The sequence below is a fragment of the Tepidisphaeraceae bacterium genome (assembly GCA_035998445.1).
Classification (GTDB): domain Bacteria; phylum Planctomycetota; class Phycisphaerae; order Tepidisphaerales; family Tepidisphaeraceae; genus DASYHQ01.
This window is the reverse complement of sequence record DASYHQ010000013.1, coordinates 22,592-38,712: the sequence shown is the minus strand read 5'-3', so window position 1 is coordinate 38,712 and position 16,121 is coordinate 22,592. Positions and strand designations below refer to the sequence as shown.

12 protein-coding genes are annotated in these 16,121 nt (G+C 63.2%); 1 reads left to right on the top strand and 11 read right to left on the bottom strand.

What is annotated here, in order from left to right:
* Nucleotides 1-9 precede the first annotated feature (9 nt).
* The 7 genes from VGN72_03625 to VGN72_03595 all read right to left on the bottom strand — a co-directional run bounded on the left by VGN72_03625 (nt 10) and on the right by VGN72_03595 (nt 9,855).
* Complete coding sequence (locus VGN72_03625) at nt 10-621, bottom strand: PEP-CTERM sorting domain-containing protein (GenBank protein ID HEV7298429.1); 612 nt, start codon at nt 619-621, stop codon at nt 10-12.
* Between the two features lie 70 nt (nt 622-691).
* Nucleotides 692-4,372: a proprotein convertase P-domain-containing protein gene (locus VGN72_03620; protein ID HEV7298428.1), complete on the bottom strand. Its 3,681-nt coding sequence runs from the start codon at nt 4,370-4,372 to the stop codon at nt 692-694.
* A 23-nt stretch (nt 4,373-4,395) separates the two neighbouring features.
* Nucleotides 4,396-5,937, bottom strand: coding sequence for a PEP-CTERM sorting domain-containing protein (locus VGN72_03615; protein HEV7298427.1), 1,542 nt, complete (start codon nt 5,935-5,937; stop codon nt 4,396-4,398).
* 82 nt (nt 5,938-6,019) lie between these two features.
* Nucleotides 6,020-6,898: a PEP-CTERM sorting domain-containing protein gene (locus tag VGN72_03610; protein ID HEV7298426.1), complete on the bottom strand. Its 879-nt coding sequence runs from the start codon at nt 6,896-6,898 to the stop codon at nt 6,020-6,022.
* A gap of 294 nt (nt 6,899-7,192) precedes the next feature.
* Nucleotides 7,193-8,050, bottom strand: coding sequence for a DUF1559 domain-containing protein (locus VGN72_03605; protein ID HEV7298425.1), 858 nt, complete (start codon nt 8,048-8,050; stop codon nt 7,193-7,195).
* 78 nt (nt 8,051-8,128) lie between these two features.
* Complete coding sequence (locus VGN72_03600) at nt 8,129-9,163, bottom strand: LacI family DNA-binding transcriptional regulator (protein HEV7298424.1); 1,035 nt, start codon at nt 9,161-9,163, stop codon at nt 8,129-8,131.
* 215 nt (nt 9,164-9,378) lie between these two features.
* Nucleotides 9,379-9,855: a hypothetical protein gene (locus VGN72_03595; GenBank protein ID HEV7298423.1), complete on the bottom strand. Its 477-nt coding sequence runs from the start codon at nt 9,853-9,855 to the stop codon at nt 9,379-9,381.
* A gap of 52 nt (nt 9,856-9,907) precedes the next feature.
* Between VGN72_03595 and VGN72_03590 the strand changes: the two genes are divergently transcribed.
* Nucleotides 9,908-11,674 (top strand): hypothetical protein, encoded by a 1,767-nt coding sequence (locus VGN72_03590; protein HEV7298422.1) that lies wholly within the window; start codon nt 9,908-9,910, stop codon nt 11,672-11,674.
* Nucleotides 11,675-11,829: 155 nt separating this feature from the next.
* On the opposite strand, the gene VGN72_03585 is transcribed toward VGN72_03590, so the two are convergent.
* From VGN72_03585 to VGN72_03570, 4 genes are read right to left on the bottom strand one after another with little or no spacing between them, the layout of a single operon-like run.
* Nucleotides 11,830-11,997: a hypothetical protein gene (locus VGN72_03585; GenBank protein ID HEV7298421.1), complete on the bottom strand. Its 168-nt coding sequence runs from the start codon at nt 11,995-11,997 to the stop codon at nt 11,830-11,832.
* Nucleotides 11,975-12,913 carry a ribokinase gene (gene rbsK, locus VGN72_03580; protein ID HEV7298420.1) on the bottom strand — a complete coding sequence of 313 codons (939 nt, stop codon included), beginning with the start codon at nt 12,911-12,913 and terminating at the stop codon, nt 11,975-11,977. Before rbsK ends, VGN72_03585 begins: the two co-directional genes overlap by 23 nt.
* 37 nt (nt 12,914-12,950) lie before the next feature.
* Nucleotides 12,951-13,724: a deoxyribose-phosphate aldolase gene (gene deoC / locus VGN72_03575; GenBank protein HEV7298419.1), complete on the bottom strand. Its 774-nt coding sequence runs from the start codon at nt 13,722-13,724 to the stop codon at nt 12,951-12,953.
* Nucleotides 13,721-16,090, bottom strand: a complete 2,370-nt coding sequence (locus tag VGN72_03570) for a hypothetical protein (protein HEV7298418.1) — start codon at nt 16,088-16,090, stop codon at nt 13,721-13,723. Before VGN72_03570 ends, deoC begins: the two co-directional genes overlap by 4 nt.
* Nucleotides 16,091-16,121: the final 31 nt, after the last annotated feature.

Here is a 16,121-nt window from a genome sequence, read left to right as displayed (position 1 = left end):
GCGCCGTGTTCAACGTCGGCGGCGTAGCATTAGCGTGGCGACGCCGAGCGTTACTGTCATGAAGGTCGCCGGTTCGGGCACGGCGGTGGTGGCGGTGACGGTGAACGACCCGTAGGAGAGGCTGCCGTCCAGCCCGTCGCCGCTGTAGAGGACGTTCTGGTCACTGGGCCCGAAGTCGCCGAGTTGGAACGTGCCGCCCGTGGCCCCGGCGTCGACCGTCAGCGTGGCCAGCGCAACGACGGCCGACCCGCCTGCGCCTGGCCCGGCGTCGCCGAAGTTGTCGTCCTGCTCGGCCCAAAGCTGGTACGTCAGCGTGGGAAACACGGTTGTCGAACCGCTGTTCTGCCGGTCGAACGCCATGTTGCGCGCCGCGGCCGCGACCACCGCGTCGCCGACCGTTCGCGTCAGGCCAAAGCCGATGCTGTAGAGTCCGCCACCGTCCCGAACAACGGTGGTGCCACCGGTTTCCACCAGTTCCACCACGACCGACACCGACCCGTTGGCCGCAGCGGTGTAGCTGGACTGCACGGGGCGGACCAGCAGCGCCGCGTCGGACCAGCCAGCGGTTGCGCCAATCAGCATCGTCGAACCCAAAACAGCGATAAAAGTGTTGCTCAGCATAACGTCTCTCCAAAGGTGTCGAACGCGATTTCCGACGGGTCGTGCGCTGCGAACCGGGCCACGGCAGTCATCAATAGGTGTAAAAGAGTCCCTGGCGCTGCCGGAAGCGGAGCGAGTCGACGCCATCGATGTCGCCGTCGGCGTCGAAGTCGAACCAGGGACGGTAGGTGGCATCGCCCGTTGTCGAGCCTTGGCTCTGGCGGAAGCGGAGCGAGTCGACGCCGTCGACGTCTCGGTCACCGTCCTGATCGCCGAACAGTCGGTGGAACGCCAGCGACCGACCGCCGCCGCTAAGGAGTTGACCGTAGGCGTCGCGCACCTGCGCGGCGTTGACCGACACGTCGTACACGCCGTCGGCCAGGCTGCCGGCGATGATCCCGCTGCCACCAGCGAAGGTCAGGACCCACATCTTGCCGTCGCCCGAGGGGTTAGCAACGGTAAGCGCGACGCTCAGGCCATCGGCACGACGGGTGAGGCTAAACGCGCCCGCCGCCGGCGCCACGGCCGTGCTGAACACGTAAGTCACGCTCGTCACCATGCTGCGCTGGGCGGCAGCGGCCGTGCCACCGCCGCCATTGACGGTGATGCTCTGGACCGCTGGTGCCGCGACCGGCGCGTTGACCATGACGGCCACGTCGGACGTTACCGCTGTGCCCGCGGCGTTGACGATCGTCGCACGAAGCGTGTAGCTGCCAACGACGGGGAACGTCACGCCGCTGTTGCGGGCGGCGTTGGTGCCGCTGGCGCTGAACGTCGGGTCGGTGGCACCGGCGGGCTTAGCGACGACCGACCAGGCGTACGTGAGGTGCGCAGCGCCGTTGGCGTCAGCGCCGAGCACGCTGGCGGCCGCGGCGGTGCCGGCCGTCGGTGGGTTGGGCAAGACGGCGGCGGCCGTGGCGACGGTCGGGGTCGAGTTCTCGTAGCTGCCGAAGTCGCGGTTCACGACGGAAGTCCCCGCAATCATCGTCACGACGTAGCCGTTCGCTGGCGCAACGGCCGACCAGCCCACAGGCACGACCTGCCGCACGGTGTAGTTGCCGGAGCCGAGGTTGTAGAACGCGTACGACCCGTCGGCCGCCGTCGTCGTCGCAACGTCACCAGTGACGCCGTAGCGAATGGAAAACGCCTTGATCGCCCCGACGTCACCACCGGCGTGGTCTTCGATGCGCAGCGTCCACGTTCCGCCCGCTGCCTTGCCATCGAAGGCCGCGAGCGGCTCAGTTGAGCGGAACGAGCCGGTGTACGGCGCGACACCGTTTGCGATGGCCGTGCCTGCCGCGTCGGTGAACGTCGTATTTGTGAAGTTGTCCTGTGAGCCGCCCGTCCGGTTCATCAGTTGCACGCGCGTGCCGTCAGGCGCGATCAGGTAGCCGACGAGATCACCGACCCACGGATGATCGATGCTGATCGTTACTGTCACTCCGGCGACCGTCCCGGAGCCAGCAGGCACTGTAAGCGTGGCGGTCGCGACACCGCTGGCGCTGCCGTTATGGTCGGGTACGGGCTTAGGTACGTCGGTCGACGTGAACGATCGTTCACTGGCGACGTCGTAGAGGCCGTTGCCATTCAGGTCGAGGTAAACGCTTCGCCCCGCCAGCAGCGGCTCGCCCACATCGCGGCTGGCATTTCGGTTTCCGTCGCGATAGGCAACGCCACCGATGAACCACGACGATGGCACGGTCACCCGACCCGCGCCGGCGGCCCAGGGCGCGACGCCGTACTCGTAAGCCCCGATATCAGGCTGCGCTATGGCGTCCGCGTCGGGGCCGTCGGCGAGCGCGTCGTCGTACGGGGCCACGCTCGCGCCCGCATCGACCGCAGTGCTGGCCGTGCTCTTGAGCTGGTAGTTGCGCAGGGCCATGTTGGCGTTCGTCGCATCGATGAATAGCGCGTCGCTCGACAGGATGTTGTTGCTGACGACCGCTCCGCTCGGCGTGTAAAGGGATGCGCTGACGATGTTGTTGCGGATCACGCTCCCGCCGCTCGTGCTGCTCGACGAGCTGATGCCCGACAGGAACGGCAGCTCCGCGATCGCCACGTTGTTCAGCACCCACATGTTCTGGTTCCCCGTTGCCGGGTTCCAATTGATGTTGATGGGCCGCTGCGTGTTGTAGATCACGTTGTGGTCGACGATGCCGCCGGACGCATAGTCGAAGTAGATGCCGAAGTTCGTGCCGCCCGTCACGTTGTAGATGACGTTGTGGTCGATGCGCAGGTATTGGTGGTTCGTCCCGAACGAGTCGAGCGCGGCCGAGTCGAACGATCGCAGCATCACGTCGTGGATAACGTTGTGGTGAATGCGGGCGCGGACGTCGCTGGGATCGTTGGTGCTGTTCTTCAGCGCACGGAAGTTGATTCCCTGCTGCGGCGTGTGCGAGACGGTGTTGTACGCGAACTCGTGATCTTCGCTGATCACGACGAAGTTGCCGGGATCGTACGTCTTGCCGAAGTTGACGGCTCCAGCCTCGCTGACGCTAAAGTTCAGGTCGCGAAAGACGTTGTTCAGCACGCGGTTCTGCCGGCCGAAGATGCTGATGCCCGAACCCGCACTATTGCGCACGTCGCCATTCTGGAACGTGATGCTCGTGCCGCTGAGGATAAGACCGGACTTCTGCAGCCATTGCATCTGGTAGTTGCCGGCCTGGTCGGTGAAGTGGGAGACGAAGCGTGCGTTCATCCCGTCGATCAGGATGTTGCTGGCGGTCGCAACCCCGCCGGTCACGTTGCGGTTTGCCGCGAGGTTGTCGGTCGTCAGCGACGTACCGAACAGGTTGATTCCCTTGACGGTCAGGTGACTGTCGCCGTCGAGGTTCAGGCCGTACGTGCGGCGTTTCGCTTCGACCGCGCCAGCGACGGGTGCCGCACCCGTGGGCGTGCGCAGGTAAACCTGCTGCGATGCGCTATCGACGAACCACTCGCCGCGATCGAGGCCGGCGGCGATACCGCCCGCATTGTTCAGAGCTGCCAGCGTCGGCTGGAACAGGTAGTACTCGGTGCCGGCGCCGATGCTCCAGGGGCCGGTGCCACCGCGCGTGTCGATCCCCTTCACCGTGATGCTGCCGGTCGTCGCCGAGACGACGGTCCCCGTCTGGCCCTGACCGTCCCAACCGGTGCGCGACAGGTTGACCCATATCTTGGCACCCACCCAGCGGGCAGGGTTATCGGTGAAGTCGGTGTCGTGGAACGTCGCCAAGTCATTGCTGGTCAGGTTCGGATCGCTCTTGGAGAACGTGACCGAGTCGGCGAACGCGTTCGTCGGACGGTTGGGGTCGCTGCCGGTCTGGTTGGGCCAGCGGGCCAGTTCCATCATTTGGCCGTCAAGGAATACCTGGTTGGAATCGTACGTCGCAACTTGGTTTTCAAACTGGTAGTTCCACGGCATCGGCGCGCGGTAGACCTCGTTGCTGACTGACGCCCAACTGCCGGTGATGACGTCCGTGCCGCTGACGGTTACGACTTCGTCCCCGTAGTTCTGGATCGTGATGCGCGCCAGCGCCGTGCCCGAGCGTGGCGTGGAGACCGTCTCGCGATACGTGCCGCCGCGCACGAACACCGTGTCCCCCGGCATCGCCGCGTTCACCGCCTGCTGGATGGTCCGCAGCGGTTCGTCGATCGACGTGCCGGGGTTCACGTCGCTGCCCGCCGTCGATACGAAGTACGACGTCAGCAGGAACCGGGCCTCGAGATTCTCGATCCAATGTGAAGCGTTCGAACGACGACGACAGCGACGCGCGTGCACTGAATGATTCATCGGCGCCTCTTACCAATTTGGGATCAGCGGGTCGTACGTCCGCGTCGGCGAAGCAGCCCACAGGCGGCCAGGCCGAGCAGGCTAAGGGACGCCGGCTCGGGCACGGCCGTCGGCTGCACGGCGATGGCGCGGAAACCCGCACGCATCTGCCCGTCATCACGCGTTGCCACCACGTTCAGCCCGCGAACGCCGGCCTCCGTCAGCGGCACCGTGATGCCCCAACCGTCGCTGCCCAGCGTGTCGCTGCCTAGGAACGTCGCGCCGTCGTAGAAGTCCATCTTGCTGATGGCGATGGCGTCGTCGAAGTCGCGCGGATTGATCGCCAGGTTCGCCACGGCGCCCTGGTCGAAGTTCTGCAGCGGCGCGATGGAAGTGAACAGCAGTGGCGTGCCGCTGCGCAGCGAATTGCGGCTGTGGTGTCCGCCGTCGTTCGAGAGCGCGGCGCGATAGGCGAAGGCCAGGTCCTGATCGACCATCCACGATGCGGCCTCCTTGTCGCCCGCAAAGTCGGCGTAGGCCGCGATCGGCTTGAACACGCTCGTGCCGGCGCGGGTGTCGGGCAACGGATCGCCGGCGCCGTACGGGTCATTCACAGTCTGGTAGCGATCGGCTTCACCGAGCCAGCCGCTCGTCTTCGAAAGAGGCGTCAGCGCAACCGGATTACCTGGCGTCGCGGATGCCACGCCGGCCGGCAGGCGTGCGGCCGCGTTGCGGGCGATCCAGTACATCGAGAACTCGTACCCCTCGCTGATCGTGGCGTTCGCGTGATCGTCGCTGTGGCCCCGTTCCGGCAATACGCCCAGCGCCGCCAGGCCTCCCATCTCGCGGATGGCGGAACCGACGGCCGTGCGGGTGGTGCCGTTGTTCGGCCCACCCTTCATCACCGAGGCCGAGATCCAGCTCGGGCGCTCGTTGTCGTCGACGGCGCCGGCGAGGAACAAACCCGGCACCGACTGCCAGCCCGGCTGAACGCCGCTGACGGGGCGGTTGTTCTGGATCTCGGTGACCATCTCGCCGGTGATGCGGTTGGCGACGTAGGTGATGACGCGCGACGGGTATCGCTGGCCGACGCGTAACGCGTCGCGTCCCCCACCCGAAAACCCGATCGGCACGATCGGCAGGTTCGCCACCTGCCCCCGCCCGGTCGCCGTCGCTGCGGCGTTGAGCAGCCCGTCGATCGTCTGCTGCGTCTTATCGGCCGACAGCCCATCGATCGACTTCGGCGTCGTCAGCAACCCAAACCCCATCGCGGCGGCGGCGTTTCGGTAGGCGGTGATGGCGGTCGGATCTTTGCTGAAGCTGGGCTGTGAGGAGTTGTCCGGCGCGAAATTGTCGAACACCATCAATCCGCGCAGTGGCGTGCCCGTGTCCGGCAACCAGACCCGCGCCGGCCCGTTGGGGATCGTGTAGTACGTACCGTATTGCGTAAACGCGAAATCGGTCGACTGCGCGGCGGCCGGATCAACCGCGGTGAAGCACCACGTCACGGCGGTCGCCACGGCCGCGAGAATCAGCCGACAGCGGTGGCGGGCACTCGCGGACGAGCAGCGGGAACCTCGTGACATCTCACTCCTCCAAGGAATTGGGCAGGCGGGGCAAGCCCGCGTGCCGGCGTTAACCGGCGCGCTGGCGTTTGGAGGAAGACTGTTACATCGACCGACGACGACGGGCCAGCAGGCCCATCGCCCCGATCGCCAGCACCGCCATGGAGGCGGGTTCGGGGACGGCAGTCGGGGTGACGTCGGCCAATGCCGTGCCCAGACGCAGTTCGTCCAGGGTCATGTTATTGGCCGTGGTGCCATTGAACTTCATCTGCCAGACCGAGAGTTGGGCAGTGGTCGTCGCCGTAAGGTCGGCAGGTTGTGCACCATTGAACGTAGCCAGGTCGGGGTTCACCCAGACCGACAAAGAATCGTTGGGCGAGGCGAAATCGATGCGGCCCACGATCAGATTTGTTTGCCCGTTCGACGCGGCGACAGCACCAGTCGAGGTTGTGGTCCTGGTCACGCCGAAGTCGGTCCCGTTCGGACCCACGATCGTGATGTTTCCGTTCGTGCCGTTCAAGCCGATGAAGAAGTTCTCTGCACCGTCGTTGCCCGATAATGAGAAACGATTCGTCTTCGTCACGTCTGAGAACTTTGCCAGATAGCTGAAGAAAAGCGTTGTCCCGTCACCACCGAGGAGGCCTCCGTTGTTGTTATTCAGCGCACCCGTCGTCCCGTCAGCCCGGTAGCCGATGAACGGGTCAGGGGTCACGGATCGGTAGACGACGGCTCCGTCGACAAAACCAGTTCCGGCGTGCTGAAGCGCATTACCGCTGGTCGCGAGGTTGCCGTAACTTAAACCTTCAACGACAGTCGTGTTCGCTCCCCAAGACGAGCGTAGACCAATGCCCGTTGATGCTGGATTGCTGGCGTTCGAGGCCGGAAAGCCGTTCCCGCCGTTTGCACCACCATCTGGGTCGGGGTTGGTCGCTCCCAAGGTATAATCAAAACCTTCACTGATGATCGATGCGGCCTGGCTCATCGCCCCCGTCATCCCAAGCGTCGTCACGGCCACACATACTGAGAATACTCCGCCTCGCATACTTGCTCCTTGTGTCGCCCGCAGGCGACGTCAATAGAAAGAGGACCCCATTCAGCTCGCCGACGTGCAGTCAACCTGACATGCGCCGGGACATTCCATTCCGAGTCAACAATTGTTCTCGACCGAGGTGCATTTGACGCAGGCACATTTGCTACGCGTGAAGCGGAGTGGCCGATTCACGATTCGCAGTGACCGCCTTTGCGCGCACTGTGCCACCGATCAGCCAACGACACATTAGTCTCCATCGAAGCGCGTCCACGGGCCCTGCGGGTAAATGAGGGACGAGGTGGCGCCCGTGCCGACCGTGGTGTTGGGGTTCAACGTCTCCACGTGGCCATCGACGAAGAGGAAGTTGTTCTTCTTCTGGTGGAGAAACCGGGTGAAGTAGCCGGTGTCATTCATGCCTTGATATCCCTCAATCCGACCGACCAGCACGTCGCCGGGACCACCGTAATAGCCAAGGCGGTCAAAGCGGCTGGAGCGCTCGGCCAGCAGGAAGACCTCAGAGCTCTTCTTAGCGGCCGCCAGTTTGAAGGCCTGCGTGCCGACTCTCGGATTGGGATAGTTGCTGGCGGCGGTGTTTGTAGTCGTGAAGTCGACATCGGCGGCCACGCCCAACCAGTTGTTCACCCAACTGGTCGCGGGAATCGCGCCCCATCGGCTGACCATGTGATAGGTGATCGGCACGTAGTTCAGTCCGCGCTCGATGTCATCCGTGGGACAGACCAGGATCTTCGTGCGGGCCTTCTCAATGTTGTTCGGATCGCCCGCCGCCGTGCCGAACCATCCTGAACTGCCCTCCTTCATCGCATCGGTCATGCGCCTGTTGCCAAGGTAGGGCATCATTTGATCTTCCCAGGTCAGGCTGACCGACGCCGAGTACCGCACATGGCCGAACGGGAGTGAACCCTTGTTGTCGTTCACGTACATGTAGAACGCCTGCCCAATTTGCCGCATGTTGCTGGCACAGGCGACCGCGTTCGCCGCGGCGCGGGCCTTGTTCAGGGAAGGCAGCAGAATCGAGATTAATAGGGCGATAATTCCTATAACTACAAGTAATTCAACCAATGTGAAGGCTCGGGTGCGACGCATGTTGGCCTCTCTTTCTCTTTGCAACTCTGGCTTCAGACATGGGCGGCGCTTACTGGCGTCGCTACCGTTCACAAACGTTCAACCGACGGGCGGACGGCACGTGACGTCCGGATGGACCACCTTGTACGGGACGGCGACCGACGGAAGGTCAGTCGCACTGGCGGCGATCTTCTGCAGCAGCAAGGGGACGGCCACGTGTCCGAGGCCGCCAGTCGGGATCCGCATGGTCGTCAGCACGCGCCCCAGCACCGGTGACGGGTCACGCGTGAGGTTGACGACCGACAGTTCCGACCCAAGCGCAATACCGAGAAACTCGCAAACGTGGACGATGAGCGGCGCCGCCTGGTCGTCATCCACCACCACGGCTGACGGTCGGTCGGGGGACTGCAGCCACGCGCGAATGCTCGTCAGAAGTTCGGCGTGCCACGCTGGCGTGGTCACGTCCGAATTGTGGACGCCAGTTCCGAGCCGACGGGGCTCAAGGCCGTCGGAACGCATCGCATCGCCGTAACCGGACCATCGATCCTGCGAACTGTAATGCACCGCGTCACCGTGGCGGACGAACCCGATCTTGCGGTGCCCTTGGGCGAGCAGGAGTTCGGTCGCTTGTCGGGCACCGGCGTAATCGTCCGGATAGACTGAGTCGTGGTCACGCTTCACGTTCGTCCAGATGGCCGGGAGGCGATAACGATGCAGGATGTCGACGAGGCGCTTCGGATAGTTCGCGATGTATGAAATGATGAGGCCGTCGATCGCCCAGTCGTTCATCAGGTTCGGCATGGCTCGCTGGTCGGTCAACGCAGCGTCGTCCAACTGGCCGATGCTTAGATGCATTTTTGCCTCTCGGAGCGACTCAAGCACCGCCGCGAGGAAATTCGGATGCACGGCACCTAGACCCGTCACCGCTGATTGGAGCAACCCAATCGCGTTGTACCGGCCCTGATTCATCGCAACCGCCGCCACGTTTCGCCGATATCCGAGTTCCTGTGCCGCCGCAAAAACTCGCCGTCGGGTCTCTTCGCGGAACAGGTGCGGCCGATCACCTAACACGAACGCCACGGTCTGCCGGCTTAACCCGACATGCTTCGCGATCGTGTCCAGCGTGACCGTCATTAGATGGTTCTAATATACAATTAGAATGTGCTAATGCAAATTTTTTTAGATCGTTGCTTGGACAATTTGGTTGGCGATTCAGGCTATCACGTGCTGGAATCGCTCGGGACCGACCATGACATCGGGTTCCCCCCTCATGGATCTCTCCCTTGTACTGCACGTTTCCGACTTCGGGCGGCCGTCCGTTTGGGCGGGCTGTCGAGATGCGTCGAAGGTCATTTGACGAAATAGATGGGGCGCCAGTCGACCTGTGCGGTGGCTGCAGTGGCCACCGGGTTGCCCGTGGTGTCGTAGGCGGCGGCATCGGAGGGAACGGGGAGGTCTGAGGCGCGGATCGGTTGACCCGCGGTCCAGGCGACCCAGACGCGTTTGTCTTCCCGCTGGAAGCTTGCCAGCCAGACCTGTTCGTTGGCAATGCGAAGCTCGCGCAGCGGTTCGTCGTTCACCGGTGGCATGCCGTCCAGAAACTTCACCGCCGCGGCGTGGGCGGCCCACAGAGGCAACGGGTTGCCGAACGCGTCGTCACCGTAGGCGAAATCGTTCCGATAGACCAACCGCCCGAAGGCGCCGGCGTTGGGCGCGGGATAGTGAAAGTTCCGCTCGACACCGCTGGCCTTCAGGACCGCCAGTTGGGCCGCAAACCCTGCCGTGAGCGCGCCGACCGTTTCGGGCAGGGCCTCGGGGTTGCGCATCGTCCGCAGCCAAGTGCGACTGGGAACGTTGAAGGCCCCTTCGCTCTGCCAGATGCCGACCGGTTTACCGTCGCGCCCCTTCTACTTCCCGCTAAGCGTCATCATCGATCTCGGCGCAGCGCACCAGCTCACCGACGTCTACCTGTACGACACGAACGGCAAGATGGACTTCGTCGTCGAGAGCGGCAAGCCGTTCGACTGGCAGCCGCTCGTGAAGGACGGCCTGGGGAACTTCAAGAGCTGGAACGGCCACAAGGTAGACGTGAAAACCCGCTACCTGCGCGTGGTCGCAACGGGGCAGGGCGGCGGCATGCCAGAGATCGTGCTGTACGGCTCGGCGCTCGAGCCGGTGCAGAAGCCGGCAATCCCCGAGCCCAAGCCGATGCGCCTGCCCACGATGGACGCCATGATTGGCACGAACGCCTTCATCGACGACCCGATCGACAAGATGAAGGCCGTCGGCTACATCCGCGAGTACCACAGCTGGTCGTGGGATGCGGGCAACGAGCCGTACCCGAACAACCTCAACGCCTTCGCGCCCTCATACGCGGGCGGCGGCGCGTGGAACTTCGACGATTACTATAAGCAGCTGAAGGACGCCGGCATCATGGTGGCCCCGACGCTGAAGGGCAGCGTGCGCTGGCTCGATGACAATCACCTCGAAAACAAGCCGATGGACAGGGGTGACACCGACGCCACCGACCCGAAGTCGTACGAGGCCCATGCCGACTACATGTTCCAGTTCGCCGCCCGCTACGGCAGCGCGAAGGTGGCCGACGAGAAGCTGAAGCTGGCGCCGAACCAGCCACGCGTCAGCGGGCTGAACCTCATTCAGAACTTCGAGAACGCCAACGAGCCGAACGCCCACTGGCGCGATCGCGAAGTCTACTCCACGCCCTACGAACTGGCCGCGCAGACGAGCGCCGACTACGACGGCCACATGGGCACGATGGGCGACACGTTTGGCGTCAAGAACGCCGACCGGAACGCCAAGCTGTCGATGGGCGGACTCGCGGGGCTTCAACTCGACTACATCAAGTCCATGAAGATGTGGGCCGACTGGAACCGCAAGGGCGACTTTCCGGCCGACATCCTCAACGTCCACACCTACTCGAACGATCTCGGTGGCCAAGGCAACAGCCGGCGCGGCGTGAGCCCCGAAGAAGACAAGCTGCGCGAGAAGCTCGCCGAGATGGTCGACTGGCGCAATCGCTACCTGCCCGGCAAAGAATTCTGGCTGACCGAATTCGGCTATGACACGGCGGAGGGATCGGTCCAAGGCGCGCCGGCAATCGGTGACGACGACACGGAAGAGGTGCAGGGCCGCTGGCTGCTGCGTTCGTATCTCGCCATCGCCGCCGGCGGAGTCGACCGGGCGGCGCAATACATGCTGCGCGACGTGGTCGCCGTTAAAAAGGATGTCGGCGGCAAGTACGGCACGAGCGGCCTGACGGGCGTCAAGGGCGACTGGACTCCGAAGAGCTCGTGGTACTACACCTACACGTTCAAGAGCCGCCTCACCGGCATGCGCTTCGACGGCGACGTGGCGTCGGGCAACGAGAACGTCTGGATCTACCGCTTCCGCGCCGACGACGGCCGCGGCGCGTACGTGGCGTGGTGTCCCACGTCTGATGATCGCACCGTCGACGACTTCGCCCTCACCAACCTCGGCCCCGCCACGACGGCGACGCTCGTCGAGTTCGTCAAGGGCGAGATCAACGGCAAGGAGCAGCCGCTGAACCTGGAGAACCGGGGCCTGACGCTGAACGTTTCCGAGCGGCCGGTGATCGTGCTGGTCGACGCCTTACCACCGCAATAAGGCTGGCCGTCTCGATCATTTAGCGCCGGCGGCTTCTGCAGCGCCTGGGCCGTCGGCGGGACAGCGTGGTATTGCAATGTCTAGAGCGCCTACTCTGGCACAAGGTCCGCGGTCGGCTGTTGCCTGAGGTCGTCGATCGCGTACATAGCGAAATCTTAGTACATCGGCACGGTCCCGCTGCCCCCCGCCACGATCGTGCCCGCCGTCACACCGCCACAACAATCCCAGTGCGTCTTGCGATACTCCTGCTCGTCGCAGAAGGTGCGCTCGCGATCATCGGACGCGTATCCGGCGCTGCGGCTATGTGCTGCGAATTGAGTCAAAGCGCGCTAGTGTTGACTCGATGCTATTACGGGGTGGAATGGAGGGCTGCGCTCCCATTATGGTCACGCTAACTGCAGCCGCCGCAGTCGCGAACCGCATCGCGAGAGGCAAGGGTTGCCCCTCCGCTAGCGCGACCGCAAGTGCGCCGCAGAAAGTGTCGCCGGCGCCAGTCGTATCCACCGCTTGCACTGGGATTGAGCGAACGCGAAAGGCGCCCTCCGCGGAAGCAGCACAGGCGCCATCGCGTCCGAGCGTGACCACGACGAACTTCGGCCCCATGTTCAACAGGTGCCGCGCTGCCCGCTGAGCGTCTTCGGGCGTGCGAACCGGCATGCCGGACAACTCGTGGGCCTCTACTTCGTTGACCACCAAGCCAGTCATTAATGCGCTCAGCGGCACGTCGCGCGTACGCACGGGTGCAAAGTTGAAGAGCACGGGCACGTTCACCTTGGCCGCAGCCTCTAAGGCGCGCAACGTCGTGTCGGCGGGAATCTCCATTTGCATGACCAACATATCGGAACCGGCGATTGCCTCACGCGCGTCGTCGATGTGCGCAGGACGAATGCAATAGTTCGATCCGGGTGCCACGGCAAGGTAGTTCTCGCCGTTGGAGTCGAACATGACCAAGGCTGCACCGGACGGCGCGTCGGACGTGCGAAGGACGTGCCGGGTATCGATGCCATCACGAACAAAGTTGTCGACCATCGCCTGCCCGAGCACATCTGTATCGACGCAGGTCAGGAACTTCACATCCGCCCCGGCCCGCGCGGCGGCCACCGCTTGGTTCGCCCCCTTGCCGCCAAACGTCGAGACGAACTGTCCATCTGTGACAGTTTCACCACGGCCCGGAAGGCGCGGCAGCTTCATAATCATGTCCGCGTTAGAGCTGCCAATGACGGTGATGCGAGGTTTCATAATCGGCTTCCCGAACGCGCGTCGGACGTGGGCAATACTAGTACGCAATGCTGACGTCAATCGATGATTTGGCGGCCCCGCCGAAGCGAGCGGTGGCTTCCGCGTGAATGGCAAACGTCGACGCAGTACCGATACGTGTGGCACCCAAGGCTACGTACTTCAGTACGTCGTCCAGCGACCGAATCCCACCGGAAGGTTTGATGCCCATGCCCGGCGACGAGTGTCGCTTCATCAGCGCGATGTCATGCTCGGTGGCACCCTGGTAGTTATAGTTTCCATCCGCTCGCTTGACGAAGCCAAAGCCCGTCGAGGTCTTGATGAAATCCACCGCCAACTCACTGCAGATCCTGCAGAGATCGATCTTTACGGTGTCGTCGGTAATGAGATCAGTTTCAAAGATGACTTTGATGACGCCGTTGTACTTGCGCGTGACGTCGAGAACGGCCCGAACGTCTTGATGGATATAGTCCCAGTCGTGCGAGAGTGCCTTGCCGACGTTGACGACCATGTCCACGTCTCGGGCGCCATCGCGGAAGGCGCGTTCCGCTTCTTCGGCTTTGATCTCAGGCACCGATGAGCCGTGCGGGAAGCCGATCACGGTGCCCACGCCAATGTTGGTGCCGCTGAGCACCTCGACCGCGGTAGCCACCGCGTAGGGCTTGATGCAGACGGTTGCGACGGGATACGCTCGCAGGGCCTTCAACTGGTCGCGAAGGTCTGCATCGGTAAGCGCTGGGTGCAAGATCGCGTGATCGCACAGGCCGACGATGGCATTGGGGGTCCAAGGGGTGTTGGCGGTTGCGATGCTCACGGTTTTCCTCTCAGTTGTTTTTCGGGCCTGCCGTCTGGTTCGGCTTGTTGGATAACGATGTTCCATCCTGCGGGAACGGATAGCACTTGAATTGGCTCAGCGATGTTTGCCTGCCAGCGGAGCGTTAGTGATCCACTGGCGAGCGGTACTTCGGCATCGATCCAATCCAACGGAATTCGACGCGAGCGCAGGCTGATCTGGCGAGCCACGGGATCGATCGCCTCGACGCCGAGTACTGAACTTATCATCCAGCGGACGACGTGCGATGCGAATCCCTGGCACGCCGACGCGCGCAGGTCATTGTGCTCCCACAGCGTGCCGGTGCGCTGCGCCATGCGGCCGTAGTACGCTTTCAGCTCTCGTAGAAGTTGCTCGGTCCGGCCGCTGTTGGCGAGCAATTCAAAGCGCAATAGGTAACCGATCAGCGCGTTGGCAGGATGGATCTCCGGGAAAACCGTCCCCGCATCGCGTGTCGGACCGAAGTGCTCGATCAAGTTCGACCAGAGCCGCGGATGACTCTCCGGCGTAGCCGTTCCGAAGTAGAAAGCGAAGTACTGGCACATCTCGGTGCGATTGCGTGTGCGGCACAATTGACCATCAGACCGGACCGCGTTGTCGACAAAGAACTCCCCGTCCCAGCTTTGCGACCGAACCTGCGTGCGAACATGTTCGGCCCCTTGGGCCCACTCCGGGTGGTGCCATACCCGAGCGGCGGCATCGAGCGTAGCGGCATAGAGCATGTTGATGGGGTAGTTGACGTCCTGCGTGCACTCGTTCGCGAAGGACCACTCGAGGAAGTTCCAGCCGGGAAGTCGCTCCAGCAGACCATCGGAGTTTCGATGGCGACCAAGAAATGCCAAGAACTTCTCGATCTTAGGGCCAAACGCGGCAACGAGTTCCGCGTCGCCCGAGCGCTGCAGGTATTCCTCCAACTGCATGACCAGCCAACATGGCCATTGCGGGATGTGCAATCCCTCGTAAAAGTCCGCTGGGTAAGCGGCGGGAATCTCGCCCTCGGGAAGATTTGGGAACGGCTCCGGCGCCAATAGGACGTTCTCGAGAAACGCGTGCTCGACGGCCGTGCTGGCCGTGAGGTCAAAGAAGGCTCTCGCTTGGAAGAAAGCATCGCACAGCCAGCCCGCCCGCTCGCGACTGGGATCGTCGAAGAACAAATCTACCGCATTCTGACGTGCCGTCTCCACCGCTGCTCGGAAGACGTCGTTTATAGTCGGATCGGATGTGACATAGCGTGCGCAGCTCATCGGGGGGGCAGCATAGTCGCGCAGGTAAATTCCCCGAATTGTGCAGTCGCCTTCCGGCACGCACAGTCGCAAGTACCGCAACGTGTAAGGCTCGAAGGTTTCGATCGCGTACTCGCCCGGTTCCAGATCCCAGGAGGGCACATACGTGCTGTCGATCCGACCGATGTTGATGCTGCCGTCGTCGGCGAGTACCTCGTCGACCGCCAAGATGAGTCGCGTGGTGCGACGGACCTCGATCGTGAATCCCAGAAAGCCGGTGCGATTGGCACCAAGGCCAAGCGTGATCGCATCCCGCGCCTGTAACGTTATGGGCTCCTGCGGCCGATACGGATGTGCACACGGCTCCAGCGAAAATCGAAATCGCTGATACTCCAGCGAGGGGATCCACGCGAGTTCGCTCTCGGTGAATCCCTTAAGTTGCGGCCCGATCGTGGTGAGCGATCGGTCCTTCCACGGCTGCGCCGGCAGCTCGCCGCGCGTGAACGTGCCCCGCGACTCAACCCTCGTCGGCTGGTGCAGCGTATCGAAGTTGGGGTATGCACATCGCCTTGGTAACAGTCGCGGCTGAGGGAAACTGTTAAAGGCGCACTTGATCGTCGGCGGAGCGATTTCGGTGCGCCACGCGTGGCAGTTTGGCGTCAGGTGATACACTTCCGAGAACGGCCGCTGAAAGCTGAAGCGCTGGACGTTGCGGACCCGCTCTGGAAGATCGATTACTTCGAAATCGCGCCCGGTTGCCGCAACCACGAGCGGCCCCGCAACGACCTCGGCCATGAAGAACGAAGGTTGGTCCAGGAAGTAGTAAGAGTTTACGTTGTACCCGGCAACCTCGACCGCCAGGACGTTCTGTTCCGGTTGCAGTCGTGGCGTCAGGTCGATCTCGTCCACCCGATAATAGCCATGCGCTGCTCTCGCGGGTCCATAGGCGAGGAACTTGCCGTTAAGGAATACCCGGGCGATGTACGGCGTCGTGAAGCGAAGAAGTGCATGCCCCCCCTCCGGCCGCGCGAAGACGGCTCGGAAGCCAACGAAATCGTTCATGGCACGTTCGCGTCCGGTAGGCCAGACCGGACAGCCCGCGAGAAAACGAATCGCATCACTCATCCCACGTCTCCCTTCGATCGTCACAGTGCGC